The 25,767-nt window shown below is 59.5% G+C and carries 20 protein-coding genes; 6 read left to right on the top strand and 14 right to left on the bottom strand.

Annotated elements, in window-relative coordinates; genetic code table 11:
• Positions 1 to 92: 92 nt before the first annotated feature.
• The 3 genes from groL to der form a co-directional block, all read right to left on the bottom strand.
• Positions 93 to 1,721, bottom strand: a complete 1,629-nt coding sequence (gene groL / locus JNM85_08475; protein ID MBL8088085.1) for a chaperonin GroEL — start codon at positions 1,719 to 1,721, stop codon at positions 93 to 95.
• 181 nt (positions 1,722 to 1,902) lie between these two features.
• Positions 1,903 to 4,380, bottom strand: a complete 2,478-nt coding sequence (gene gyrA / locus JNM85_08480) for a DNA gyrase subunit A (protein ID MBL8088086.1) — start codon at positions 4,378 to 4,380, stop codon at positions 1,903 to 1,905.
• Between the two features lie 80 nt (positions 4,381 to 4,460).
• Positions 4,461 to 5,810: a ribosome biogenesis GTPase Der gene (der, locus tag JNM85_08485; protein MBL8088087.1), complete on the bottom strand. Its 1,350-nt coding sequence runs from the start codon at positions 5,808 to 5,810 to the stop codon at positions 4,461 to 4,463.
• Between the two features lie 52 nt (positions 5,811 to 5,862).
• Here der and JNM85_08490 point away from each other — a divergent pair, with 52 nt between their 5' ends.
• Positions 5,863 to 6,408, top strand: coding sequence for an acyloxyacyl hydrolase (locus JNM85_08490; GenBank protein ID MBL8088088.1), 546 nt, complete (start codon positions 5,863 to 5,865; stop codon positions 6,406 to 6,408).
• Positions 6,409 to 6,468: 60 nt separating this feature from the next.
• Here JNM85_08490 and JNM85_08495 read toward each other — a convergent pair whose 3' ends face one another.
• On the bottom strand, positions 6,469 to 7,227 hold the full coding sequence (locus JNM85_08495; GenBank protein ID MBL8088089.1) for a hypothetical protein: 759 nt from the start codon (positions 7,225 to 7,227) through the stop codon (positions 6,469 to 6,471).
• A 66-nt stretch (positions 7,228 to 7,293) separates the two neighbouring features.
• On the bottom strand, positions 7,294 to 10,854 hold the full coding sequence (mfd, locus tag JNM85_08500) for a transcription-repair coupling factor (GenBank protein MBL8088090.1): 3,561 nt from the start codon (positions 10,852 to 10,854) through the stop codon (positions 7,294 to 7,296).
• A 52-nt stretch (positions 10,855 to 10,906) separates the two neighbouring features.
• On the opposite strand from mfd, the gene JNM85_08505 reads away from it, so the two are divergent.
• Together JNM85_08505 and JNM85_08510 are read left to right on the top strand one after the other, a co-directional pair.
• On the top strand, positions 10,907 to 11,218 hold the full coding sequence (locus JNM85_08505) for a 4a-hydroxytetrahydrobiopterin dehydratase (protein ID MBL8088091.1): 312 nt from the start codon (positions 10,907 to 10,909) through the stop codon (positions 11,216 to 11,218).
• A gap of 163 nt (positions 11,219 to 11,381) precedes the next feature.
• A complete protein-coding gene (locus JNM85_08510; GenBank protein ID MBL8088092.1) occupies positions 11,382 to 11,960 on the top strand; it encodes a response regulator transcription factor in 579 nt (192 codons plus the stop codon).
• Here JNM85_08510 and tgt read toward each other — a convergent pair.
• The 4 genes from tgt to tilS all read right to left on the bottom strand — a co-directional run bounded on the left by tgt (position 11,957) and on the right by tilS (position 16,917).
• Positions 11,957 to 13,054, bottom strand: coding sequence for a tRNA guanosine(34) transglycosylase Tgt (gene tgt / locus JNM85_08515; GenBank protein MBL8088093.1), 1,098 nt, complete (start codon positions 13,052 to 13,054; stop codon positions 11,957 to 11,959). The genes JNM85_08510 and tgt overlap by 4 nt on opposite strands.
• Before the next feature lie 2 nt (positions 13,055 to 13,056).
• Positions 13,057 to 13,404: a tetratricopeptide repeat protein gene (locus tag JNM85_08520; GenBank protein ID MBL8088094.1), complete on the bottom strand. Its 348-nt coding sequence runs from the start codon at positions 13,402 to 13,404 to the stop codon at positions 13,057 to 13,059.
• Between the two features lie 93 nt (positions 13,405 to 13,497).
• On the bottom strand, positions 13,498 to 15,399 hold the full coding sequence (gene ftsH / locus JNM85_08525; protein MBL8088095.1) for an ATP-dependent zinc metalloprotease FtsH: 1,902 nt from the start codon (positions 15,397 to 15,399) through the stop codon (positions 13,498 to 13,500).
• Positions 15,400 to 15,507: 108 nt separating this feature from the next.
• On the bottom strand, positions 15,508 to 16,917 hold the full coding sequence (tilS, locus tag JNM85_08530) for a tRNA lysidine(34) synthetase TilS (GenBank protein ID MBL8088096.1): 1,410 nt from the start codon (positions 16,915 to 16,917) through the stop codon (positions 15,508 to 15,510).
• 32 nt (positions 16,918 to 16,949) lie between these two features.
• Here tilS and mgtE point away from each other — a divergent pair, with 32 nt between their 5' ends.
• Both mgtE and JNM85_08540 read left to right on the top strand, forming a co-directional pair.
• Entirely contained in the window at positions 16,950 to 18,356 is a 1,407-nt protein-coding gene (mgtE, locus tag JNM85_08535; GenBank protein ID MBL8088097.1) for a magnesium transporter, read from the top strand.
• A 118-nt stretch (positions 18,357 to 18,474) separates the two neighbouring features.
• A complete protein-coding gene (locus tag JNM85_08540; GenBank protein MBL8088098.1) occupies positions 18,475 to 19,749 on the top strand; it encodes a PDZ domain-containing protein in 1,275 nt (424 codons plus the stop codon).
• Here the strand turns inward: JNM85_08540 and JNM85_08545 are convergent.
• From JNM85_08545 to JNM85_08560, 4 genes are all read right to left on the bottom strand, one after another.
• Positions 19,746 to 20,576, bottom strand: coding sequence for a DUF1460 domain-containing protein (locus JNM85_08545; GenBank protein ID MBL8088099.1), 831 nt, complete (start codon positions 20,574 to 20,576; stop codon positions 19,746 to 19,748). The genes JNM85_08540 and JNM85_08545 overlap by 4 nt on opposite strands.
• A 4-nt stretch (positions 20,577 to 20,580) precedes the next feature.
• Positions 20,581 to 21,891 (bottom strand): hypothetical protein, encoded by a 1,311-nt coding sequence (locus tag JNM85_08550; protein MBL8088100.1) that lies wholly within the window; start codon positions 21,889 to 21,891, stop codon positions 20,581 to 20,583.
• 98 nt (positions 21,892 to 21,989) lie between these two features.
• Positions 21,990 to 22,613, bottom strand: a complete 624-nt coding sequence (locus JNM85_08555) for a sigma-70 family RNA polymerase sigma factor (GenBank protein ID MBL8088101.1) — start codon at positions 22,611 to 22,613, stop codon at positions 21,990 to 21,992.
• A 108-nt stretch (positions 22,614 to 22,721) separates the two neighbouring features.
• A complete protein-coding gene (locus JNM85_08560) occupies positions 22,722 to 23,708 on the bottom strand; it encodes a glycine--tRNA ligase subunit alpha (protein MBL8088102.1) in 987 nt (328 codons plus the stop codon).
• A 139-nt stretch (positions 23,709 to 23,847) separates the two neighbouring features.
• Between JNM85_08560 and JNM85_08565 the strand changes: the two genes are divergently transcribed.
• Complete coding sequence (locus JNM85_08565; protein ID MBL8088103.1) at positions 23,848 to 24,153, top strand: hypothetical protein; 306 nt, start codon at positions 23,848 to 23,850, stop codon at positions 24,151 to 24,153.
• Here JNM85_08565 and JNM85_08570 read toward each other — a convergent pair.
• Positions 24,150 to 25,733, bottom strand: coding sequence for an HD-GYP domain-containing protein (locus JNM85_08570; protein MBL8088104.1), 1,584 nt, complete (start codon positions 25,731 to 25,733; stop codon positions 24,150 to 24,152). The genes JNM85_08565 and JNM85_08570 overlap by 4 nt on opposite strands.
• Positions 25,734 to 25,767 lie beyond the last annotated feature (34 nt).

Consider the following 25,767-nt stretch of genomic DNA (forward strand, 5'->3'; position numbering starts at 1 on the left):
TCGGGCTCTTTTCCGCCCGGCACAAGACAAACAAAGGCTGGGGGTCGGAATGACTTCCGACCCCCAGTTCGCTTTCGTTTGGACGGAGTTCCTTAGAAATCCATGTCGCCCATGCCACCGCCCGGCATTGCGGGAGCGGCCTTCTTGGGCTCAGGCTTTTCGACGACCAGTGCTTCGGTCGTCAGGACCAGGCCGGCGATCGATGCGGCGTTCTGGATCGTGCTGCGAGTGACCTTGGCAGGATCGACGATGCCAGCCTTCACCATGTCGGTGAGTTCACCGGTGCTCGCGTCGAGGCCCGTGCCTTCCGGAGCGCTGCGGACCTTCTCCACGATCACGCTGCCTTCAAGGCCAGCGTTCTCCGAGATGATGCGCAGCGGAGCTTCCAGAGCGCGCTTCACGATCTGCAGACCGGTCAGTTCGTCGCCCGTCAGCTTGACGCTGTCCAGCTTGCCCGCAGCGCGGAGCAGGGTCACACCGCCGCCCGGAACGATCCCCTCTTCGACAGCCGCTCGAGTCGCGCTCAGAGCATCCTCGTATCGGTGCTTCTTCTCCTTCAGCTCAGTCTCGGTCGATGCGCCGACCTTGATGACTGCGACGCCGCCGCTCAGCTTGGCCAGTCGTTCCTGGAGCTTCTCGCGGTCGTAGTTGCTGTCGGTCTTTTCGATGAGAGCCTTGATCTGGGCGATGCGGCCCATCACGTCTTCCTTCGATCCTGCGCCTTCGATGATCGTGGTCTCTTCCTTCGTGATCACGACCTTCTTAGCGGTACCGAGCATATCGATGGTGATGTTCTCAAGCTTGGTGCCGAGATCCTCGCTGACAAATCGGCCCTTGGTGAGGATTGCGATGTCTTCGAGCATGGCCTTGCGGCGATCACCAAAGCCCGGAGCCTTGACGGCTGCGATCTGCAGTACGCCTCGGATCTTGTTGAGAACGATCGTGGCGAGGGCGTCGGCCTCCACGTCTTCGGCCAGGAGCAGAATCGGGCGGCGCGACTGGGCGGCCTTCTCAAGGAACGGCAGCAGGTCCTGTGCGCTGTTGATCTTCTTCTCGTGGATGAGGATCAGCGGATTCTCAAGCACGGCTTCCATGCGCTCGGGGTCGGTCACGAAGTACGGCGAGATGTAGCCTCGGTCGAACTGCATACCCTCGACGATCTCAAGGCTGGTCTCGCGACCCTTGCTCTCTTCGACCGTGATGACGCCGTCCTTGCCGACCTTGTCCATCGCTTCAGCGACTTGCTTGCCAATCTCAGGATCGTTTCCGGCGATCGTCGCGACGAATTCCACCTGCTCCTTATCCTTGATCGGCTGCGACGCGGCCTTGATCTCTTCGATGACGGTGGCCACGGCCTTGTCGATGCCGCGCTTGACCGCGATCGGGTTACCGCCGGCCGCGACGTAGCGCAGACCCTCGTTCACGATCGACTGAGCGAGCACGGTGGCGGTGGTTGTACCGTCGCCAGCCACGTCGTTGGTCTTGCTGGCAACTTCCTTGCAGAGCTGCGCGCCCATGTTCTCGTACGGATCCTCGAGCTCAATCTCCTTGGCAACGCTCACGCCGTCCTTGGTGATCGTGGGGCTTCCCCACTTCTTGTCGAGGACAACATTGCGACCCTTGGGGCCGAGGGTTACCTTCACCGCATCGGCGACCTTGTTGACACCGCGCTCAAGCGCGCGTCGTGCGTTCTCATCGTAAAGTAGGTTCTTTGCTGGCATTGTGTTCTTGTTGCTCCAATTGAGGATTTGCGCGCGATTGGCACTCGCACGTCACTTCTGCTAATTTTGGCACTCGGAGGCATCGAGTGTCAACACTGAGAGGACGCTTCGAGTTCGTTCTACAGAATTCAGCAGCGACAGAAAGAAGAAAGCCCCGAGGCGATCGCCTCGGGGCTTTGTATTACTCTTGTGTGGACTCGTCTCCCTCTTCTGCGAGGTCAAGTTCTCCCTCATCGGCCTCTTGGACCACCCGCGCAATGCTGCGAACTTGGTCACCCGAGCCAAGGTTGATGAGTTTAACTCCCTGTGAGACGCGTCCCACGGTCCGGATATCCGACACCTTCATGCGAATGGCTTTGCCCTGGACCGTCATGACCAGGAGCTTGTCGTCCGGCTCGACGACCTCAGCACCGACGATGGCACCGGTCTTTTCGGTGACGTTCATGGTGAGGATTCCCGAGCCACCGCGACCCTGGATGCGATAGTCGCTCAGCGGGGTGCGCTTGCCGAAGCCATTCTCGCCGACTACGAGCAGTGTCGCATCGTCTCGGACAATGTCCGCCGAGATGATGATGTCTTCACCCTTGAGCGTCATCGCCTTGACGCCACCCGCGGCGCGCGAACGATCGCGAACGCCCTTCTCGGCGAATCGGATCGATTGGCCCAGGTGCGTGACGATGATGATGTCGTTGGTGCCGTTCGATTTGAGCACCCATCCGAGTTCGTCGCCCTCTTCGATATCAAAAGCGATGAGGCCATTGGAGCGGATGTTGGCAAAGTTCGCCATCTCCGTTCGCTTGATCTCGCCGTGGCGGGTGATCATCGTCAAGAACCCTTCGCTCTTGATGTCGCGCACCGAGACGGTGGCGGTGACCCGCTCCTCGCTCTCGATCGCGATGAAGTTGATGACCGGCATGCCCTTGGCGTACCGTCCGGTCTCGGGGATGTCGTAAGCGCGGAGCTTGTACACCCGACCGCGATCCGTGAAGAACAGGATGAAGTTGTGCGTGTTGACCTGGAAAAGGTGGGCAGGCTCGTCATCCATCTTCATGGTGTTGCTCACACCCTTGCCGCCGCGCTTCTGCTGGCGATACGCATCGATGGACACGCGCTTGATGTAGCCATCTCGCGAGATGCTGATGATCGCCTCCTCTTCGGGTATCAGGTCTTCGTCGCTGAACTCTCCAGCCTCGCGACCGATGATCTTCGTGCGGCGCTCGTCGCCGTGCTTGTCGCGCATCGCGACGATCTCGTCGGTCAAGACCGTGGTCAAGCGATTTGGATCGGCCAGGATGTCGAGCAGATTCTGTACCTTTAGAAGCGAGGTCTTGTAGTCTTCTTCGAGCCGCGTTTGGTCCAGCTGGGTCAACCGGCGAAGCGGCATGTTCAGCACCGCCTGCGCCTGCAGCGGGGACATGCTGAATTGTCGCACCAACTCCACGCGCGCCGTGTTCTCATCAGCGGATGCGCGGATCAAGCGGATGATGGCGTCCAGGTTCAGCCGGGCGATCTGGAAGCCTTCGTTCAGATGAACGTCTTCCATCGCGCGGTAGAGTTCGAACCGCGTGCGGAGATCGATGATCTTGCGGCGGTGCTTGATGTACTCGTCGAGGATGCTGAGGAGTGGGGCCGTGCGCGGAGCGCCGTCCACCAGCGAAAGCATGATCGCGCCAAACGTGGTGCGGAGCGACGTGTGCTTGAGGAGATAGTTCAGCGCCTTGTTCGGGTTGACGTCGCGGCGGATTTCGACTTCGATCCGCATTCCACGCTTGTCCGAGTAGTCGTCCACGCGCAGTAGGCCGTCGAACTTGCGATCCTTGATCAGTGCGGCGATCGCTCGCACCAAGTTCTCTTTCTGAACTTGGTAAGGAATCTCAGTGATCACGATGAGCGACTTGCCTGCTTCGCCAGGCTCGATCATCGTCTTGGCCTGCATGATGATGCTGCCGCGACCCGTTTCGTAAGCACTGCGGATCCCCTTGGTGCCCATGATGATGCCGTAGGTCGGGAAGTCTGGCCCTGGGAGGTGGGTCATCACCTCGTCAAGCGTGCACTCCCCGTTCTCGATGCGGCACAAGATGGCATTGCAAACCTCGGTCAGGTTGTGGGGGGGCAAGCTGGTGGCCATGCCGACGGCGATGCCTTGGCCGCCGTTGCAAAGCAGGTTCGGGAACTTGCCAGGAAGCACGACCGGCTCCAGCAGCTCCTGCGAGTAGTTCGGAATCCAGTCAACCGTCTCGCGATCAAGGTCTTCCAAAAGCTCCATGGCGATGGAGGACAGTCGGCACTCGGTGTATCGCATGGCGGCAGGGCCGTCACCATCGATATTGCCGAAGTTCCCTTGGCCGTCGATCAGCGGGTAGCGCAAAGTCCAGGACTGAGCCATGCGGACAAGCGTGGGGTAGATGATCGCTTCGCCGTGCGGGTGGAAATCACCCGAGGTAGAGCCGCAGACCTTGGCGCACTTTTGGTAGTTCTGGCCGGGCTGCAGGTTCAGCTGACGCATCGCGTACAGGATGCGGCGCTGCACCGGTTTGAACCCATCTCTTACGTCGGGAAGTGCGCGCGCGATGATGACTGACATCGCGTAGTTGACATAGCTACGCGCCAGCTCATCCTGAACGTCAATGATTGTAAGATTTGTATCTTCTCCCGCCACCGTTTGCTACCTGCTCCGGGCGCAGTATGCGCCTCGATTGAACCTAGAGCATACCCCAAAAGGTGCCAGGACCGGGCCGATCAGTCGTCTTTCGACGTGCGGGCGCGGGGGATTATTTTGAGCGGTGTCCCGGGCAGCGGATAGACCTTCCGCAGGCAGTTCTCGATGTACCGCTGGTAAGAAAAGTGGAACAGATCGGGGTCGTTGCAAAAGAGCACAAACGTCGGCGGCCGGGTCGATACCTGAGTGGCAAAGTAGATGCGCAGTTGCTTTCCCTTGGACGTATAGGGCCTCTCGAACGTCGACTCTTGTATGATCCGATTCAGGTGTCCTGTGCCGATCCGGAAGTTCCAGCTATCCACCGCCATAAGCACGTGATCCAGGACCTTCTCCAACCCGGAAGACTCCTTGGCGCTGGTGAAGCACACCGGCGCATATTTGACCTCAGGCACCTGGTCGTGAATGATCTTCAGAAAGTCCTTCTTGAGCGGCGATAACCGTCCGCCCGTCGCCTTCACGTCTTCTTTGAGATCCCACTTGTTGATTGCGATCACCAGAGCGCGGCCTTCATCGTGCGACAGCTTCATCGTGCGCTTGTCGCCGTCGGTCAGGCCCTCGCTGGCATCGACCAGCACCAGCGCACACTCGGCGCGTTCGAGCGCTTGCGTTGCGCGCATGGCCATGTAGTACTCGACCGTGCCTTGGATCTTGCCTTTGCGCCGGAGCCCCGCCGTGTCGATGAGCCGGAATGGCTCGCCCTTGTACTGCACGAGAGTGTCGATCGCATCGCGCGTGGTGCCCGGAATATTGCTGACGATGCTGCGCTCTTCGCCAGTGAACGCATTCAAAATCGAGCTCTTCCCTACGTTCGGTCGTCCGACGATAGCGAGTCGAACCTCCTCTTTGACCATCGGCAGCGATTCGACCTTGGGTAAGTGCTCGCAGATCGCGTCCATGAGGTCGCTCACGCCGTGACCATTCAGGCCCGACACGGGGTACACGTTCTCAAACCCGAGCTCATAAAACTCGCTTGAAAAATCTGCACGCTTGCGGTTATCGGCCTTGTTCGCAAGCACGAAAACGGGCACCTTGATCATCCGCAGACGGTGGGCCAACTCCTGGTCGCCCGCACTCAGTCCCGAAACGATATCGACCATGAACAGCACGATGTCCGCTTCGACCAGAGCAACCTCGGCCTGTACGCGAATCTGCTCCACCAAGGGGTCTTCGTCGCCGAACAGAATTCCCCCCGTGTCGACGAACTGCATCTTGTATCCGTACCACTCGACTTCGTAGTACAGCCGGTCGCGCGTGATCCCCGGCGAGTCCTCGACCACAGCAATACGTCGTCCCGCGATCCGATTATAGAAAGTGGATTTACCGACGTTGGGCCGGCCAACAATCACGACGACGGGGAGTTTTGCCTGCATGGGGAACCGCCTAAAGGTACCCGAACCTCTGGTACGCTCACGAACTAACTTGATGAAGTCCACCGGCATCTTCGCCTTTCTTGCGCTCACTTCTCGGGCTTTCGCCGAGACTGAACGGGTTATCAACCTCATCGGAGAGCGCTCTATGATCTTCCTCGGCTCCCAGGATCGCCGGTACGGAGGAGGGGTCTCCTATCAGCAGATCCAGGACAAAAACTTCCTGCGTATGGGCCGCAATCGCGGCAAGCTGAACCTGGAAGGCTATGTCCTTCGCACTTGGACCGATTACAAGCCATGGGTTCCAGGCGACGCCAACTTCGACTTTGGAATCTTGGCCCAGGCACGCTACGAATTCAAAGCCAAGGGTCGGATCGGTGTCTTCGTCGAGGGCGGCTGGGGGCTTCACTTTTCTGACCAGAAGAGTTACGATCTCGACTCGCAGCTCAGCTCCAGCCCGACAATCGGCATGGGGGTGATCCTCAAAGAACGTAACCCAATCACGATCACCACACGGTTGATGCACATCTCCAATGCAGGTCTGAAGGGCCACAACAAGGGCCAAAACCAGTTGTGGATCATGCTCGGCTTCCGGCTGTAACAAAAACGAGCAGCCGAGCCTGCTGGCTCGGCTGCTCTGCAGATCGCTCTTGAGTGAGCGCTATTCTTTCGACTCTTCCGATCCAGCCTTAACGCGCTCTGCGGTCACCTTCATCTCGAACGGAAGTGCCTCGCCGCCAAACGGGACGTTCTTGATCGTGGCATCACCCTTGACCATGGTGCCGTCGGCGACATCAATCCACACGAAACCCTCAGCCGAAACGGGGTCCTCGCCCTCAGTCTCCTTCGCGACAAACTTCAGTTTGGCTACTGTCATGCCGTCCATCTTTTCCGTGGACACGAGTTCGTAGTTGTACGTGACGTCCTTGGTGCTGAGCTTGTCGTTCGACTTGAGCTCATACTCCCATTTGTCGCCGACTTTGACCTCTTTCTCTGGGTAGATCAGAGACAGCACCGAAGCCATCCGATTCGAATCCTCATCGACGTCGTCTTCGCTCTCGACATCCTGAGCCTTCCAGTTGCCACGCGGCCCATAGTGGTTGGTCTCGGGATCACCCGGATCCATCTCTTCCTCTTCGCCGCCGAAAGAAGACTTGCCGCCCGTGAGCGTGCTCGTGGTCGTATGCGATCCGTCCTTCTCAAGCTTCGTAAGCTTCTCTTCGACAATAGACTCGAACCGCAGTTCTTCGCCCTCCAGATCCGCCACCGCCACGATCTTCATCGTGTAGCTGGAACCGACCTTGCCGCCCCGGCGCAGCTTGAATGTAGCATCCCCTGCGGTAGCCACCGAAGAAGCGAGTAGTGCGACGGTAGCAACAATCGCAATCGCGGACGAACGAACGATTTGATGAGAGCGCATGATCATAGCTTACGTAAGGACGGCCCAAAACTGGAGAGTATTCAGCAAGATTCGCAGATCTTTCGCTTAAGTGAGACCTAATGCTGCACGGTGCCGTTCAATTTCTTCCCGCTTGGCGACGAAAGTCTCCTGCATCTTTTCGCATGCGGCGATGGGGTCGCCGACAAATGTCCACACCATTTGTCCTCGGGCGAGGAAGCAACCCTTGTGCGCGGAATTCAGCAGGCTCAAAAGCCGCGGATTGAACTCTATGCTGTCATCGAAGTCCACTACCAACCGGCCTCCGTGCCCATCGATTTTCCTCATCCCAATCTCGGACGCTCGGATGCGGCAGCGCATCACGCGGAAGGCGCTGAGGATGGCCGAAGGGGGCGAGCCGTAGCGGTCAACAATCTCAGCCTCGGTCGAACGCAGTGAGGCTTCATCGCGTGCCGACATCATGGTCTTGTAGTAGTACAGCCGTTGCGCCTGCTCCGGCACGTAGTGCTCAGGGATCAGTGCTTCGACGGGTAGATCGACCGTCGGTAGCGGCAGAAGTCCCTGGAGTGGGTCGTTGTAAGTGGGCGAGTCGTCGCCGTCCGCATGCGACTTGAGGAACTGAATCTCTTCGCCGATGATCTGCGCGAACAGTTCGTAGCCCACGGTGGCCATGGTGCCGCTTTGCTTCGCGCCGAGCAATTCACCCGCCCCGCGGATCTGCAAGTCACGAAACGCCAGCGAGTAGCCCGAACCCAGCGAGCTGAACTCCTGCAGCGATTGCAGCCGGGCGAGCGCGTTTTCTGTCAGTCCGGCTTCGTTTTGGTAAAGCAGGTACGCATACGCTTGTCGGTCGCTGCGTCCGACGCGACCACGAAGCTGATACAGCTGCGATAGCCCCAATCGGTCCGCGTTTTCGATGATCATCGTGTTCGCGTTCGAGATGTCCAGGCCGTTCTCGATGATCGTCGTGGAAAGCAAGATGTCGAGTTCACCCTTGATGAAGGCGAGCATAACGGGCTCAAGCTCCTTCTCCGACATCTGGCCGTGGCCCACGCCGATCCGCGCCATGGGTACCAGCTTCTTCAGTTTCTCGGCGGTGTGATATATCCCCGTGACCCGGTTGTAGACGTAATACACCTGGCCACCGCGCGCCAGCTCACGCAAGATCGCCTCACGGACAACTTCCTGCGAGTAGTTGCGGACGAACGTACGAATGGGGAGGCGGCCCGGAGGGGGATCGTTGATGAGCGACATCTGCCGGATGTCCATCAGAGCCATGCTGAGGGTACGAGGAATCGGCGTGGCCGACATGCTCAGGACGTCCACTGAACTCCGGAGTTTCTTGAGCATCTCCTTCTGCTTGACGCCGAACTTGTGCTCTTCGTCGATGATCACCAGGCCGAGATCCTTAAAGTGAAGATCGCTGCTGAGGAGCGCATGGGTGCCGATGAGGATGTCCACCTCGCCCGCTTCGACTTGCGCCACGATCTCTCTCCGCTCGGCGGCGGTCCGGAAGCGATTCAAAAAGTCGAGCCGTGTCGGAAATGCGCCGAGACGCTCGGCAAACGTTCGATAGTGCTGCTCGCTGAGAATTGTAGTGGGACAGAGGACGACGACCTGCTTCCCCGCTTGCGCGACTTTGAATGCGGCGCGGATGGCGACTTCGGTTTTCCCGAATCCAACATCGCCGCACACCAGCCGGTCCATGGGATAGGTCGTCTGGAGGTCACGCTTGACCTCCTTGATCGCCTCCATCTGGCTGGGGGTCTCCATCCAGGGAAAGGTCGCTTCCATCTCCGCCTGCCACGGACTGTCCGGACCCAGCGTCGGGCGCTCGGCTCGCTTGCGGTGCGCGTAGAGCCGAATCAGATCCCGGGCGAACTCCCGGGCCTCTTCCCGGGCTTTTCCCACGGCACGCTGCCATTCACCGTTATGTAATCGATTGATTTTGGGTTCGGTGTCGCCCGGCGTGAGGTACTTCTGTACCCGGTCTAGTTGATCGGCAGGGACAAACAGCTTGTCGGGCCCACCGTATTGGATGTAGAGGCACTCCTTCTCGACTTCGCCGATGGTACGTCGGACGAGCCCTTGGAAGACGCCAATGCCATAGTTGATGTGGACGACGTAGTCGCCCGGCTTGAGATCGAGGACGGTCGCGATGGGTGCGCCCTCGTTGAATTTTCTTTGCGGAAGCTTTAACCGCCCGACTCCGAACAGCTCGTGATCGGTGATGACCGCGAGCTTCATTTCGGGACAACTAAATCCACCCGCCAGATTGCCCTGCGCCAGGTAAAGACCAGGCTTTTCGAGGTCAACAACCTCTTCTTGAGGGAAGAGTTCGATCTGGCTGAGCACCGATTTGGCGCGCGTCGGTTGGTCGGTAGCCATCACCGTGATGAAACCGGCGTCTTGCCAGGTCTTCATCGTCTGAGCGAGGGCTTCGGGGCGTCCGCGATACGCTTCGAGCGAGGCCGCGTGAACTTCTACTCTCTCGCCGTGCCCAAACCATGCTGGTGGATCGCCGATGCCAAGCAGCGCCACGCGCCGCTCCGGATAGCCGAGGTGGTCGATATCGACGAGGAAATCGCCCGTAACCGCTTCTAGGATCTCGCCGCGAGCCTGGCGAGCCGAGAGCGCCTGGGCAAGCTCTTCTCGCGACTTTTCAGCGATGATCTCAAGCTCCGTGGGCTCATCGAGGATCAGTAAGCCGTCTTTCGGCAGCAAATCGGCGGCGCATCCAGAGTCGGGGTGCAGGAGCGGGCGGTATAGATCGAGCCGATCGAAGAAAGTCCCAAGCCGAATCGCTTGAACGTCGCCCGAGACCCGCTCTTCGAGTTCGCGCTGGTAGTCCGTGCTCAGCGAGGCGGCCTCGATCCGCAGCGTCCGGTCAATCATCTCCGCCAAGCTCTCGCGTGCGGCGAGCACGTCTTCAGGCAGTTCGGAATCGGAGAAGTGGTAGAGCGTTTCGCGAGTTGGGATGAGGGTCAGCTGCTTGACTGCCGCGAGCGAGCGCTGGGTGCCTGGATCGAACGAACGAATGCCGTCAATGTCGTCCCCGAAGAACTCCATTCTGATCGGCAGATCGGCTCCGATCGCGAAGACATCGAGGATCCCACCACGTTGGGAGTATTGTCCCGGGACGCGGACCGGCTCGGCTGCCTCGTAGCCCATTGCAAGCAGCGCGCGCAGCAACTGCTCGATCTCAATCGTGTCCCCTTTCTTCAGGGTGAGGAAGGTCGATTCTAGGACTTCAATTGGGAGCGTGCGTTCGAGCACCGCTTGGGGAGTCCCGATGACAAACCCCGGGCCGGGCTCGATCAAGAAGCGTAGTGCGCCGATCCGGTCGCTGAGTGCGACCGCCTCGGGAGGCGAGTCGTCGTACAGGGTCGAGGTGCCCGAAGGGAGCTGGCGGATCTGCGATTCAGGCACGCCGCACAACTGGAGCTTGGCCTGCCATTGCAGCGCACGATCGTAGTTCGCAACGACGATTAGCGACTTGCACGGGCGGGCATGGTGCGCCGCGGAGACAAAGAAGGGCCTGGACTCGAGCGCAAGGGTGGGCCAGAGGGCCACGGCATCGAGACTAGAGAGGAGGCTTTGAAGCGCGGGGTGGGCAGCCACGTCAGACGCCCATCGGGAAATCCGCATACCGGCGCAGTCTACCGGCAAACTCGTCGACAAGTTGGGGTTAGACTGAGCTATGGAACTCAGCTATACACTCCTCTCTGAGGCACAGCTTCGCGATGCCCTGCCCGCGCTCTCCCTCTGGACCGTTACCGACGCCAAGCTGGAGCGTGTGGTGAAGCTTGACCACTATCTTGAGGCCTTCCCGCTGGCTGCGCGCATCGGCGAACTTGCAGAGGAGCTAAATCACCACCCAGACCTCCTCATTGGCTACCAAAAGCTGACGATTCGTACCGAGACCCATGACGCGGGAGGGCTCACCAGCTACGACTTTGAGCTGGCTCGGCGAATCGAATCCTATATCACTCAATCTTCGACTCGTCCATAAAATCATTACATGGGGCACGCCCGTGGTATGAATCGGGTTTAATCAGGTTCAGAGCTTCGCTGTTATATCGTTGTGGCAATGTGGGCGATCTGTTGGAACAATTTATTGCTTGGTTCGATCAATAGGATGGATCGCAAAGGTCAGATTCTATCGAGGGGAATGCGTGGAATACTTCAAGAAACAACTATCTGCACGAGAACTTGATGTACTTCGACTTTCCTCAGAGGGACTAACCGATAAAGAGGTTGCGACAAAGCTCAGTGTCTCCCTTGGCACCATCCACACTTACTGGACTCGGGTTCGGTCAAAGTGCAATGGCCGCACCCGTGCAGAAATTGTTAGCAGATACACCCGTGAGCTGGTGGGCAGTTCTAACGGAACGCACGCAGGCGTGCACGCATCGATTCTTGATGCCATTCCGCTGGGGGTGATCGAAGTCGATGCAGATCTTGCAATCGGATTGATGAACGCTACATCCCGCGAGCTGTTGAGCGTTAACGGTGCCGAGGCACCCCTCTCGCTCAATCACCTTCCCGTTTCCGCCCAGGACCGCACGGAGATCCTCCAGATCACAGAAGCCGTGATTCTAGGCAAGCGCGTTAGGTCGGGGCTCACCTCCCGAGGGACGAGGCTCGATGTTGTGCCGGTTCTCGATGGATCGAGAGCGGTCGGAGCGATCATTACGATTACTCCTTCCATTCAACGAGTCGCGGCTATCTGGTCCTCTGTTTCATCTAGCTAGGCTTTGCGATATCGTTCCAGCAACTGCGGCCAACTCTCTTCCTCTATCGCGCAACGGATCTCGTCTATGAGTCGTGCATAGAATGCCATATTATGCAGCGTCGCCAATCGCGCTCCTAGGCTCTCTTCAGCCTTAAAGAGATGACGTATGTATGCGGGTGAATAACGCCTTAAGGGTTCGAACACGCAGTCTTCATCGTACCAATCCTTCTGCTCCGCCCACTTCGCCGCGGCGACATTGATTCTGCCGCCTAGCGTATAGATACAGTGGTGTCTTGCCATCCGTGTGGGCAACACACAATCGAACATGTCGATCCCGTGAGATGCAGCGTGCAGAATATCTTTAGGGTGACCAACGCCCATCAGATAGCGAGCTTTGTTTTGCGGCAGCAATGGCGCAGTTAGCTGCACAACGGGATACTGCATTTCTGTGGGTTCACCGACACTAACTCCACCCACGGCAAACCCAGCAAACGGCAACTCACTTAGGAAGGCCGCAGACTCTCGCCGGAGATCTTCATGGACGCCGCCCTGGACGATGCCGAAGACCGCCTGCCCTTCTCTTGCTGCGGCAAGGTTTCTCGGGGCCCAGCGATGCGTCTGGGCCATCGCTAGGGCAGCCTCCTCGCGCGAGCACGGGTACGGCGGGCACACGTCCAGCGCCATGCTGATATCGACCCCCAGCGCCCCCTGAATCTGGATCGAGCGCTCGGGCGACATGAAGAGCTCGCTCCCGTCCAGGTGCGAACGGAACCGAACCCCCTCGTCGCTGAGCGTCCGCTTGTGCGCCAAGCTCATGACCTGGTAGCCGCCGGAGTCCGTTAGGATCGCTCCGCGCCACCCCATGAAGTCGTGTAACCCCCCAAAGCGCTCGATGAGCGATTCGCCGGGGCGAAGCGCCAAGTGATAGGTGTTCGAGAGGACGAGCTCAAACCCGAGGAGTTCGAGCTCTTGGGCAGACAAGGTCTTGACCGTTGCCTGGGTTCCGACCGGCATGAAACACGGAGTCTCGACGGTGCCATGAGGGGTGTGAAGTCGTCCGCGCCGCGCGCCCGTGTGCGGGCAAACTTTGAGAAGCTCGAAGTGGACGGACACGCCTAAGGACAGTAGATCGCCTGTCGCGCGGCGTCCTCGTTCGTGGGGTCCCGCCGCAGCAGCTCTTTAAACTGCTCGCAAGCCTCGTCCATCTCGCCCAGCATCATCAGCGTCATCGCCATGTCATAGCGGGCCTTGTCGTGGTTCGGATTCGCGGCCACGACCTGACGGAGAGTTTGAAGCGAACCATCGAAGTCCCCTTCGAAGCCTTGGATGAGGCCGATCTGCCAATGGGCATCGTAGTGGTTGGGGTCTTCGCCCAGCACCTGTTGAAGGTGCCGACGGGCATCGTCGTAGCGCCCTTCGCAACGCGCCGCAAATCCAAGTTGAAACTGCTCGGTGATGCTCATTCGAACGTGCCCTTAGCGTCGAGAGTATATCACACGCTGTTGGGCAGGAGATGCGGGGGTAATGTTCCCCCGCTAACTATTTGCCGCCGCAATTTACGCGGGCTCGAAGCGGGGTGGCCCCACGCGCTGACTCGTGCCATTCGAGTCCGAGCTCTCGTCTTCGCTGTCCTTCGACTGGACTTCTGCTGCGGGCGTGAACTCGGGAAGCTTCTCCCCGGCCATGACTACCAAGAAGTCGTCACGGTTCAGTGTCTCGCGCACGAGTAGCTCTTGCACAAGCGTATCGAGCTTGTCGCGGTGCTCTGTCAGGATCTGTGTCGCGCGCTGGTGACACTTCTCCACGATCGCGCGCACTTCCTCGTCGATCGCCTTGGCGACGTCTTCTGAGTAGTCCTGCTCTTCCGAGTAGTCCCGCCCGAGGAACGGATTCTGCGTGCGTCGGCCAAGGGCGAGCGTGCCCAGTCGGTCGCTCATACCGTACTGACAAACCATCGCTCGTGCGATCCGGCTGACCCTCTGCAGGTCGTTGCTAGCGCCGGTGTAGATTCGGCTGTAAACCACCTCTTCGGCCACGCGACCACCCAGCAGCGCAGTGATGTCATCGAGTAGCTCTTCCTCGCTTACGAGGAATTTATCCTCGGTCGGCAAGTGCCAGGTCGAGCCAAGCGACATGCCGCGTGGAAGAATCGTGACCTTGTGAACTGGATCGCAAAATTCAAGCAGTTCGCCCACGACTGCATGGCCTGCCTCGTGATAGGCGATCACTTCGCGCTCCTGCGCATTCATGACTCGGCTTCGCCGCTCAGGTCCGCCCATCACGCGATCTAGCGCGTCGTTCATGTCGGCCATGGCGATGCGGGTCTTGTTGCGGCGTGCGGCGAGCAGGGCGGCTTCGTTGAGCGAGTTCGCCAAGTCCGCGCCGGTGAAACCGGGTGTGCGCCGCGCGAGCGTAGTCAGGTCCACATCCACATCCAGCGGCTTGCCTTTCGCGTGGATCTTTAGGATCGCCTCGCGGCCATTGCAGTCGGGCGAGTCCACCACCAATTGGCGGTCGAAGCGCCCTGGGCGCAGCAGCGCCGGGTCGAGAACGTCCGGCCGGTTCGTCGCGGCGATCATGATGACGCCGGAATTCGGATCGAAACCGTCCATTTCCACGAGCAACTGGTTCAGCGTCTGTTCGCGCTCGTCGTGTCCACCGCCCAAGCCTGCACCGCGCTGACGTCCCACTGCGTCGATTTCGTCCACAAAGATGAGGCACGGACGATGGGCCTTGGCGGTCTCGAACAGGTCCCGGACACGCGCTGCGCCTACGCCGACGAACATTTCGACAAAGTCCGAACCGGAGATGTGATAGAACGGCACGCCAGCTTCGCCAGCGATCGCGCGGGCGAGGTGGGTCTTACCCACGCCGGGAGGGCCGGTTAGCAGGATGCCCTTCGGGATTTTCGCCCCGAGCGCGACGTACTTCTTGGTGTTCTTCAGGTAGTCGACGATCTCGAAAAGCTCTTGCTTGGCTTCGTCAATACCCGCCACGTCGTCGAAGGTGACTTTGGTGCCGCTTTCGCCCACTCGCTTGGCGCGGCTGCGACCGAAGTTCATCGCCTGATTGCCGCCGCTCTGAGCGGGGCGGATCACGAAGAACCACATGGCGAGGAGCAACAGGATCGGCACCGCCAGGTACGAGGCGAGCATGATGAACGACTGTGTCTGCGGGGGAGGGATGACGCCGTAGTCCACGCCGCCCGCTTCCATGCGCTTCTTCAGGTCTTCACCGGAGTTCGAATCGGGGGAGAATGCGACAACCTCGTAGCTGCGTCCATCGGTCAGCTTGCCCGTGATGGATTTTTCTTGCCACTGAGCGTCCTTGACTTGGCGGTTGTCGACCGCTTCCATGAACTTGCTCGTGGTGAACTTGACCGGCCCGGTGCCACCGAAAAGCTGCTTGTTCTCACCGAATACGTTCAACAGCATGATCGCCACAAAGACGATCACCATGGTCCAGACTATCGATTTGACGGATTTGTTCAAATGCGCTTCCTAAGTTAGACTTCCTCTACATCCATACGTTCCGAAGGCTGCGAACGTTCAGTTTCATTATGGCGCTTACGATTCTCGCATGGGTCCAAAGGTGATCCTGACCGCTGGCTGCGGCCAAGCGCTCATCTTCACCCGTTCGGCGAGCGTGACCCCTGGGATCCAGATAGGTCCGCCCATATCACAAAGTATCGGCAAGCGGCGGCGTGCTGCCAGGGTGAGCTTTGCGTCGGCCAAGATATCGAGGACCCTCTTCTCGGCTCCGAGTCCGAGCGGGGAGAGCCGATCGGTCGGCTCAGCGGACTTGAAATATAGGTTGCCGATCACCGTCTTTGGGTCGACCGTCGCCACCAGTCGACTCGTCGAGGGGCCGTCTGCGTGCACGTTTTCTGCGGTGAACTGCCAACCAAACACTTCCGCGACCGTCTCGCCGGGCACGGTCAGTTTGAATCGGAACGGCTCAGTCGGGTGCAGTTGGCGCAGGTGTAGCTTCACGTCATCGAGTTCGGCCACGACCGCCCCCCCTTCGAAAGTGATCGATCCGGTCCCCTGCCTCACCAGCAGATCTTCGATCCCACGAATCTGGTCGTATGTGGCGGTTGCGCCGAGCGCATTGGCCGCGAGCCGAACGGCGCGGCGAACGAGCACTGCTGGAAGCGCCTCGATGTGGGGGCGGTGAAGGGCAACCTCACAATCGTGCGTCAAAAACGGCATCGGCTCGTTCAGCGGAAACTCCGCTCGCTCGAGCGCGGCCGCGGCGGCTCCGTCCAAAAACGCATCTTCCTCCGCTACCAGCGCGGTCGTCCGGGCTACCGCTTCCACCACGCTTGGGTTCAGCACTTGAAGCTCAGGCACGACGCGCTTTCGCAGCCGAGCGCGGGCAAATTGAATGTCGTCGTTGGTCGAATCGTGCAGCCGCGGAATCTCGTGCGCGTTGCAGTACTCTTTGATCTCGTCCCTCGAAAAGCTGAGGAAGGGCCGTACAATCCTTCCGCGCCGAGCTGGGATGCCTCCGAGACCTCGTAGACCTGCCCCCCGGACGAGGTTCATCAGGACTGTTTCGAGCTGATCGTCGCGATGGTGCGCGGTTGCGATCAGATGACAACCGGTTTGCCTCGCGGACTGCTCCAGGAACTCATAGCGAGCTTCCCTGCCTGCTTCTTCGATGCCGATCGAGCGATCGCGGGCTAGGCGGGGGACGTCTGCTTTTCCACTGACGAACGGAATCCCGAGCGACTCACACCATCGGGCGCAATGCTCAAGGTCGGCATCGGCCTCGGGACGCTGGCCGTGGTGCAAATGCGCGGCGACGATCTCAATACCAAGTGCGTGCAGCGCGTGGGTCAGACAGGCAGAATCGGTGCCTCCACTCAGGGCGACAAGGACGCTCGATCCTGGCGGAATCAGCCCCGTGCCTTCGAGGTGATCGCGCAACCGCTCGATGAAGGTCATAGTGAGCCAATTTTGGCCGATGGACACGCACTTGCGCGGAGAGATACACTCTCTTATGCGTGCCGCAACGCGTCGCGTACTTGACCATGAACCTTAAGCTCACCCCCCTGGTCACGCGATTGCGGTCTTTGCTGCATGTTCGCGACCGAAAGGTGATCCGTGAGGAGCTGAGCGATGTTCACGTCGCCGACCTCGCGGAAGGTTTTGTGCGTCTCGAAGTCGAAGAGGGTCTGCAACTTCTCAAGGAGTTTGAGCCTGACCGCGCCGCCGAACTACTCAGCGAGCTTCCCACCTCCACCGCTCGCCTGTACCTGGCCGAGCTTCCGGACTTCACCCTCGCGCATTACATCGACATTTTGCCGATGGACGACGCCCTCGACCTGCGCGAGGACATCGGTGAAGAGCGTTTCGATGCCCTGCTCAACGTCATTCCAAGCGAGGACGCGCAAGAGATTCGTCGCCTGCTCGCGTACCCGGAAGGGAGCGTCGGGCGGATCATGACGGAAGCGTTCTTTGAGGTCTCCGCGGACGCGACCATGGCCGACGTGCTCGAAGACATCCGCCGATCACCCGCCGACAAGTACGAGATGGTCAACGACCTATACGTTCTCGGCGAGCTTGACCGACTCCTCGGCGTTTTCAGCCTCCGCAAGGCGATCCGATCACGGCCCGACACGACCGCGCGAGAGTTGATGAATGAAGAGGTCATCTCCGCCCGGGCGACCGACCCCGCCGAACATGCGGCGCGCGAGCTCGCTCGTTATGGCTATTATTCTCTACCCATCTTAGACGATATGGGCAAGATGGTCGGAATACTTACTGGCGACGACGCGCAGCACATCATCCGAGAGGCCGATACCGAAGACGTCCTGAAGCTGGGTGCGGTTGTCGGTTCTGCGGATGCGTACTTGTCACTCAGCCCCTGGCAGTTGTATCTCCGACGCGTCCCCTGGCTACTCGGTCTGTTCCTCGCCGAAACCCTGACGGGTCTGGTTCTTCGCCACTATTCGCACGAGGCAAACGGTCATCCCGATAAGCTCAGCAACTACGCTCAGTTGGTGGTGTTCTTGCCGCTGATCATCGGTGCGGGCGGCAATAGCGGTTCGCAAACCACCACCACCATTACGCGCGCCCTGGCAGTTGGCGAGATCCGACCCGCCGATACGCTCCAAGTTATCTGGCGCGAATTGTCGGCCGCGATCATGATTGGGGCGACTCTGGGAATCGTAGGTTATGTCCGCGCGATCTTCTGGGGCAGCGAGCCTCACGTCTGCTACGTCGTCGGCGCAGCCCTCCCACTCATCGTCATTTGGGCGAGCACGGTCGGCTCGGTGCTTCCGATCACCGCCCGCCGAGTCGGCATCGATCCGGCGGTCATGAGCGCTCCCTTCATCTCGACCTTCGTGGACGCCACGGGACTGATCATCTACTTCGAACTTGCGCGGCGCATCGTCGGCGCATGGTAATTAGGCCCGTAAGGCACGAATTTATACTTTCCCTGCAACATTCCGGATAGAGTTCGCAGTAAGTTAAACCAATGAATGTTTCAGGCGTCAAACCCTGGAGCACCCACACCAAAGGACCATGAAGAAATTCAGCCGATCTGCATTTGCCGCTCTCTTGAGCGTCGCCGCCCTCCCCGCGTTTGCGCAGCCGGATCCCGTCAAACCCGCCCAGACGCTCACCGCCGAGGAGAAGCAGGAGATTCTCGATGATGTCAGCACCGTGATCCTGAAGTTCGCCTATGTCCCCGGCATCGACTTCAGCAAGTGGCCCGAAATTCTCGCGGCTCAGAAGGACCGGATCGACAAGGCCACCGATGCGTTCAGCTTTGCCAATGCCGTGAACCAGGCACTCAATCGTTTCTCGGCGAGCCACATTGTCCTCAACACGCCCGAAGCGGCGACGGCCATGGTTCGACAGGAGTTTGTCGGGCTCGGCATTCAGCCGATGCCGTCCAACGACGGAATCTTGATCAACTACGTGTTTCCTCGATCGGCCGCCGATGAAGTCGGACTCGAGATCGGCGACATCATCATGGAAGCCGATGGCAAAGCGCTCAAGACCACGGAAGCCCTCCGCGGCACCGAAGGATCCAAGGTCACGATCAAGGTCAAGAAGCGCAATGGCACAATCCAGACCCACACGGTCACCCGCAAGAAGTTTTCGACCCGCCGACCCGAGACGTTGACCTGGGTCAACCCAAACGTGGCCAAGCTCGAGATTCCGAGCTTCATGAGCTACAGCTACGAGACGGTCGGCAAGCTCATGGGCGAAGCACAGCGTGCCAAAGCGCTCATTGTGGACCTCCGCGGCAATGGCGGCGGCCAGGTGATCGCCCTGCTCCACCTTTGCGGCTACTTTGTCCCCACCGACACCGTGATGGGCGCATGGGTGACCAAGGACTTGGTCAACACCTACACGAAGGAGACCAACGGCAGCGGCACAGATCTTAGCGGCATGCTCAAATACGCGTTGGACAAGAATAGCCGGGCACTCGTTCGCCCCAATGCCGTTGGTAAGACGCAGTACAAGGGTGAAGTCATCGTCCTGATCGACGGTGGGACCGGTAGCGCCAGCGAGATGTTCGCCGCCGCGATGAAGGAGAACCGCAGCGCGCAAGTGATCGGCTCAAAGTCCGCCGGCGCAGTGCTCGCTTCGCGGCTTTATCCGATCAAGCATGAGTTCATGATCCAGTATCCGTTCCAGGACTACATCACGGTCAAGGGGTTGCGGCTCGAGGGTAACGGCGTCGAGCCGACCATCAAGTCGGCGGGTCGTGCACGACTGACCGAGTCTGACCCAGGCGTTAGCGCTGCCCTGCTATTCCTGCGCAACACAAAGGTCATTACGGACTAACCTTTCGGTTCCAGCGGCCGGACGACCGAGATCCCTGGGATCTTCGGATTCTGGTTGAGGTATTCAGAGATGGAGGTGTCGAGAGTCACCTCCTTCTTTGCGGATGAGGCGTGCATGAAGTGCGGGACACCGTCTTTCACCAGGATCATGCCCACGTGGGCATAATCCAGACCTTCGCGCGTGTCCACCAATGCGACAATGTCGCCAGACTGGAGTTTGCTCGCACTCTCGGCAACGCGATCGCGCGGGACATACCATGGCCGCACCAGTGTGAGTTCAGCTTCGATCCTCTTGAGTTGGGGCACAAGTTCTGGATGCACGGCAAGCTGTTTGTAGCTGGCTGAGTGCGACGACATGAAGTACAACGGGCGGTCGAGCTTTTTCGCTCCGGGCAACGTCGCCGAGAGGTCTTCGACGACCCCTTTCTTCAGGTTGTCGCGAATCCAATCCGTCGTATAGTGCAACCGTGAGAGATACCCGTCGACCTTGCCTCCGCGGTACCGGGTGTAGGTCACCTCGCGCAGCACGCCCTCTGCCGTCAGTGGGCCCCGCGCCATTGCCCGGGCCAGACCCAAACTCGACTCCATAAACGTCACGCAGTCGAGCCCCTTCAGCGTCACCACGCATGCCTCCTGGTCCGCACTCTGGTCAAGCGTCGCACCGACGTACGGCGTCCCGATGAACAGCTGCCCGATGTTCGCCATCCGCACGCCGACCGGGAGCTTCTGCCATTGGTGGTGCTCCGCAGTGGAGGTGACCTCTTGAAGAATCTGAGAGCCCTCGAACTGGGCGTTGACGAGAGAGATGGACAGCAGCGCGGAGAGCATGCTTCTATTGTAAGGCAAGAGGCTCCGAAATCTCGCGATGCTCCGACCGAAGCCAGAAAACTGCCTGGACCAAGAAGTCCGTCAAGATGCTGGTGTAGACGGACACCGAGCCCACCACCCAACCTGGGTACCCCATTGTCACCAAGAGCATCAAAGACGCTTGTAGCACGACCGTGCTCGCGCCTATGCTCCACAGTCGCGCAAGCGTCACATGGGCCGAAGTAAGCCGCCCACGGACGTAGCTCGTCGCGGCCGAAATGACGGGGATGAGGGCCATGGCGAGCAGTGCATAGTGCGCCACCAACGCCGTGTCGGGAGATGTATGCAGCACCCGCTCGAAGACCCATCGGTCAAGTCCCGAGATCGCAAAACCCAACTGCAACGCACTGAGAACCAGCCCGAGATTGAGGCAGAAGCGCCGAAGGAGTGTCGCCGCCTGACGATTTGTGCCGAGCGAGATGATGACCTCAGGAAGCGCAAACGTCATCGTGCGAAACGACCATGCAATGCTCGAACACACCTGCCATGCGGCCATCTGGAGGATGCTGTCGTGAGTACGGGCCAGCGCCGCTGAGATCAACGAGATACTCGCAAGTTGCACAAAGGTCGCTCCCGTCAGCGGAGTATGGAATTTCAGCACCGCGCGCAGATCCAGCGGTCGTTCATCGGCGGGCGCGGAAGTCTGAATCTCGACCGCGCTCTTGCTGGCAAAGTGAACGAACAGGGCCTCGACGACGACCGAGCTGACAATGGCGGCGGCGGCGACCTGAATGCCAGGCAACTTCGTCAGGGACGCCAATCCAAAGCCGACCGACGCGATTGTGAGTAGCCGCAATCCCGTGCCAAGGCTGATCGCTCGCGTCAGGCCGTTGCGGATCATGATGCCTTGCCGATACCTGCGCCAGCCAATCGCTGCGCTCCAGGGCAACATGATCACCAGCGCTGGCAACAGGATGTCGCGCAACGCCTGGGGGAGCTGCATCACGTCCATCAGCCATCCGTAAGCAGGGGTCGCCACTAGCAAGAGGTGGGCGGCGGTGCACAAACCCATCATCAGGAGGGTGAACCGACTGAGAACGCTCAGCCGCTGGGCATCGGAACCCAGTGCAGTGGAGGTGGTGAGCAGGTCAATGACCGGAGACTCAAGCATCAGGCAGATCGCCATCAGCGCCAGTAATGCTGCCGTGTGGAGTTTAGGCTCTGCCCCCCGAGACAGGATCGACACGGCCACCGGCGATTCGGCCGCCATGAGCAACCAGGAGAGCGCGAGAGGTGTGTAGACCGTGATCACGCGGCGCAACGTGAGTTCGATCATTGCGCCAAAGCGTACCTGTCATTGAAAAAAGCCTTGCGGTTTGAGGGGTGAGACCGCAAGGCAATGTTGGGAGTGTTGGCTTGTTGCTTACGGCACTGTCAAACGCAACCAAAGCATGGGCTCGGAGAGGTGAGGAGCCCTCGAGTCGAACGCTCGCGCTCTTTGTTGGCGGCTTCGAGATGCGATTTGAGCTTTTTGTGTGCCCGGTGAAGTCGTGATCGCACCGTTCCGACGGGGATTCCCAGCGAAGCGGCGATATCTTGATAAGTCATTTGCTCGACGTCGGCCAAGATCACCAATGTTCTCTGATCCGGCTTCAAGCTTTCGAGGGCGCGCGCCAGGTCGTCGTCCAGCGAGTTCATCAGCAACGCTTCCTCAGGATTAGGCCCGTAGGCCGGCGCTTGCAAGTGTAGGTCGCTGTCCACTCCGTCGGCCCTCACCGGCGAGTCGTAGCTGACTGTACTCACGCGGCGGCGGCGACTGCGAACCAGATCCAAGAAAAGTCGGGTGACGATTCGGAAAATCCAATTCTCGAACGGTCGGTCGCCTTCGTACTTGTCGAACCCACGATAGGCTCTGAAGAACGCCTCTTGCGTGAGATCTTCTGCGTCAGCCCGATCTCCGCTCAGTCGATAGGCCAAGTTGAAGACCTTCTTGTACGACTGTCGCATCATATCAGGGAAATCGCGCTCAAGTACCGAGTTGTTTTCCATTGCCTGCATAGTTCTGTACCGATTGGTATTGATTGCAACGCATGGTAGACGGTCCCAGTTCCAGAAAAATGCGGGCACAGACAAAAAAGTACAGATTCCGTCGACAGAAGTCGTTCGTTACGACTTCACTTCAGCGGGTGCAACTTTGTACTGTTCGATGTGCTTGAGACAGGCGGCCCGGATACGTGCGCGAATTCGATTGATGAACGCCGCGCGCTCGGTGACCGAGATTGCGCCTCGTGCATCCAGCACGTTGAATACGTGGCTACATCGAAGCGCAAGATCGAGCGCCGGATAGGCCATGCCCTCCGGGCCATCGCCCGCCTGGGCGTGTACCGTGCGCAGCGCTTCGCGCTGCTCCGCAGGGTACGGACACTCACCCACTTGCAGTATCCCGAGATCCTGCTCCCAGAAACACGGCGCTTCGATGACGCGCTTCGATTCCGCCTCGTAGAGGTCGAAAAGCGTGTACAGCATCTCGGTACTGGCGAAATCGAAGTTGTAGATGTTGTTCTGCATCTCCAACTGGAAATCTACATTGCGGTACGAGGTGGATTCATTCCACATCATGCCGTCCCAGAAACTGTTCTGGTTGTTGAGCATCAGGACCCACCGCTCGAGCCCGAGCGTGATCTCCGCGCAGACCGGCTTGCACTCGATTCCACCCATCTGCTGGAAGAACGTGAACTGGGTGATCTCGGTCCCGTTCAACCACACTTCCCAGCCGACTCCTGCCGCTCCGGCCGCCTGGCTCTCCCAGTCGTCTTCGACGAGCCGGACGTCGTTCTTGCTCGTGTCGAATCCAACTGCGTCAAGGCTACCCATGTACAGATCCACGATGTTCTCCGGTGACGGCTTCATGATGATCTGGTACTGGTAGTACCGCTGGGATCGCATCGGGTTGCGCGTATAACGACCGTCCGCTGGACGTCGGCTCGGCTGCACATAGGCCACATTCCAGGGGTCAGGCCCCAAGCACCGCAGAGTCGTGGCCGGGTGCATGGTTCCTGCTCCCACCTCCATGTCGTAGGGCTGGAGAATGGCACATCCTTGCTGGGACCAGTACTCGTCGAGCTTGAAAATGAGATCTTGAAGCGTGACCATGGCGGGTGCTCCCTATTGTGATGCATCGGGCGCCAGGGCTGCAGAGCGGAAAAGCTCTCAAGTTTCTTCAGGTTTCGCCCGATGCTCTTAGCATATGCGTTGCTTCGTTATAGCCTTAGCGGTTGCGGTTGCCACCCTCTTGCCTGCGGAATCTCCCGGACAGGTCACCTCGCGCGCGCTCACCGACACTCCGGTCCAGGCGAGCCCATTCGAGCCGTCCGTACCTACCGGACGTCGCTTAGATCCCAGCGAGCCGCACACGCTCACAGCGTTGCTGTATCTGCTCGTGCCAGGGGCCCTGCTGATGCTGCGCAAGACGACGCGGAAGGAACTCGCTCGTCGTGTGGTAGTCACCATGGAAGAGCAGACTCCGACGCATCCGTGCCCAACCGCAGTGGTGAATCTGCCCGAAGCCCAATTGGGCCGAAGCCGCCGAATCGGTTAAGCCGCGCGGCGATGCTGCACGCTGGCTCGGATTCCAAGCTTCTCCGCATCAGAGATGCGCAGGAAAGCCTGGATGACAGCGGGATCGAAGTGCGATCCTGAATTCTCAATGAGATAGCTCGTCACGCGCTCTTCAGACCACGCCTCGCGGTACGGTCGGTCGCTGCGCAGTGCATCCCAGACGTCCACAACCGCGAAGATTCGTGCAGAAAGCGGGATCTGTTCACCCTTGAGCTTGTAAGGATATCCAGTGCCATCCCACTTCTCATGGTGGTACAGCGGGATGTCGAGCGCGGGCCGCAGGAAGGCGATCGGTTCGAGCATCTGGTACGCGTAGATCGTGTGCTGCTCCATCACGTGGCGTTCTTCCTCGGTCAGCTTGCCCGGTTTGAGCAGAATGCTATCCGGAATGCCCATCTTGCCGATGTCGTGCAGAAGCGCGCCGCGGCGCAGATTGGTCATGTCGTCGCCCTCGATCATGAACTCGTGGGATAGGCGAACAGTCATCGCAGTCACACGGCGACAGTGGCCTTCGGTCTCTTGATCGCGGAATTCCAATGCACGGGACCAACCTTCGATGGTCGCTTCGTACGCGTCTCGGAGTTCGGCGGTGCGCTCGTTGACCCGCTTCTCAAGCATGTCCTTCGTCTTGGCGATCGCGTCCCTCTGGAGCACGAACTGCGCCATCAGGCTTGCCAACTGCTCGAACTCTGCACCGGCCTTCTCAATGTCGCTCAGCGCGGTGAGTTCCCCGTGGGTCATTGCCTCGGACACGCGCTTCAGCGGAGTCGTTACCCAGCGCACCATCGCCGTGATGATCACGCCGAAAACCGTCATCGCGAAGATCGCGAAAATGAACAGGGCGTTGTTCGTCGCCTTGGTCATGAGAGACGTCACATTGTTCTTATCATCGAAGTAGACGACCGCGAGATCGTTACCGTCGATCCCTGGCATGCGATACGGAGCCGCAACGTCGGTCTTCTTCACATCCCCGATCGGTACGACGCGGACCGTTGTGCCCGTGATCTGGCCGAGGTCGGCCATGTAGCCATTCTTCTCCCATCGACGACCCACGAGCAATGCGCCCGAGGAACGACCCGAAGCATCAATGATCTTGGCTCCCCGCATCTCGATGAAGACCCCGTCTCGCACCCGAGCGAAGTAGTGGACCGAACGGCTGGCATCGCTAAACAGCGATTTCAGCGCCGCCGCGTTGGCAGGAAACGCCCCCTTATCGCGGTCGGACACCTTGAAGTCCACCTTCTCACCGTTCTTGGAAACGACCCAAACCGCATCCGCCCCCGCCTGGACAATGTCGCCGACCACACCTCGTGTGTAGTCGGTCGACACCCCACGGCTGACGTCGCGCATGAGCTTGCTATCGGTGGCGTTGTCAATCACCATCCGTTCAAGCTGTGCCCCGAAGAAGTCGACAAACTTGTCGAGCTGCTTGTTACGGGTTGCGGCGTTCTGGGACAGGAGGTCGTGAGCACGCTTCTGCTCAGAAAGGCGCCAAACCACGACGCCAGCCAGAAAGAGCACAGCGACGCCCGTGATCAAAAGCATCAGCTTCTGACTCACCGGCATCCGTGTCGGTCTGACTACTCCAATGTGT

The organism is Chthonomonas sp. (genome assembly GCA_016788115.1).
Taxonomy (GTDB): domain Bacteria; phylum Armatimonadota; class Fimbriimonadia; order Fimbriimonadales; family Fimbriimonadaceae; genus UBA2391.

Bases quoted from the DNA above. Each gene is read 5' to 3' on its own strand.
- JNM85_08490 (MBL8088088.1), top strand. From the start codon at position 5,863: ATGAAGTCCACCGGCATCTTCGCCTTTCTTGCGCTCACTTCTCGGGCT.
- JNM85_08555 (MBL8088101.1), bottom strand. From the start codon at position 22,613: ATGCAGGCAATGGAAAACAACTCGGTACTTGAGCGCGATTTCCCTGAT.
- mfd (MBL8088090.1), bottom strand. From the start codon at position 10,854: ATGCGGATTTCCCGATGGGCGTCTGACGTGGCTGCCCACCCCGCGCTT.
- der (MBL8088087.1), bottom strand. From the start codon at position 5,810: ATGCAGGCAAAACTCCCCGTCGTCGTGATTGTTGGCCGGCCCAACGTC.
- ftsH (MBL8088095.1), bottom strand. From the start codon at position 15,399: ATGGTGATCGTCTTTGTGGCGATCATGCTGTTGAACGTATTCGGTGAG.
- JNM85_08495 (MBL8088089.1), bottom strand. From the start codon at position 7,227: ATGCGCTCTCATCAAATCGTTCGTTCGTCCGCGATTGCGATTGTTGCT.
- JNM85_08540 (MBL8088098.1), top strand. From the start codon at position 18,475: ATGAAGAAATTCAGCCGATCTGCATTTGCCGCTCTCTTGAGCGTCGCC.
- JNM85_08560 (MBL8088102.1), bottom strand. From the start codon at position 23,708: ATGGTCACGCTTCAAGATCTCATTTTCAAGCTCGACGAGTACTGGTCC.
- groL (MBL8088085.1), bottom strand. From the start codon at position 1,721: ATGCCAGCAAAGAACCTACTTTACGATGAGAACGCACGACGCGCGCTT.
- JNM85_08550 (MBL8088100.1), bottom strand. From the start codon at position 21,891: ATGATCGAACTCACGTTGCGCCGCGTGATCACGGTCTACACACCTCTC.
- JNM85_08545 (MBL8088099.1), bottom strand. From the start codon at position 20,576: ATGCTCTCCGCGCTGCTGTCCATCTCTCTCGTCAACGCCCAGTTCGAG.
- JNM85_08520 (MBL8088094.1), bottom strand. From the start codon at position 13,404: ATGAGCATCACCGAGCAGTTTCAACTTGGATTTGCGGCGCGTTGCGAA.
- JNM85_08505 (MBL8088091.1), top strand. From the start codon at position 10,907: ATGGAACTCAGCTATACACTCCTCTCTGAGGCACAGCTTCGCGATGCC.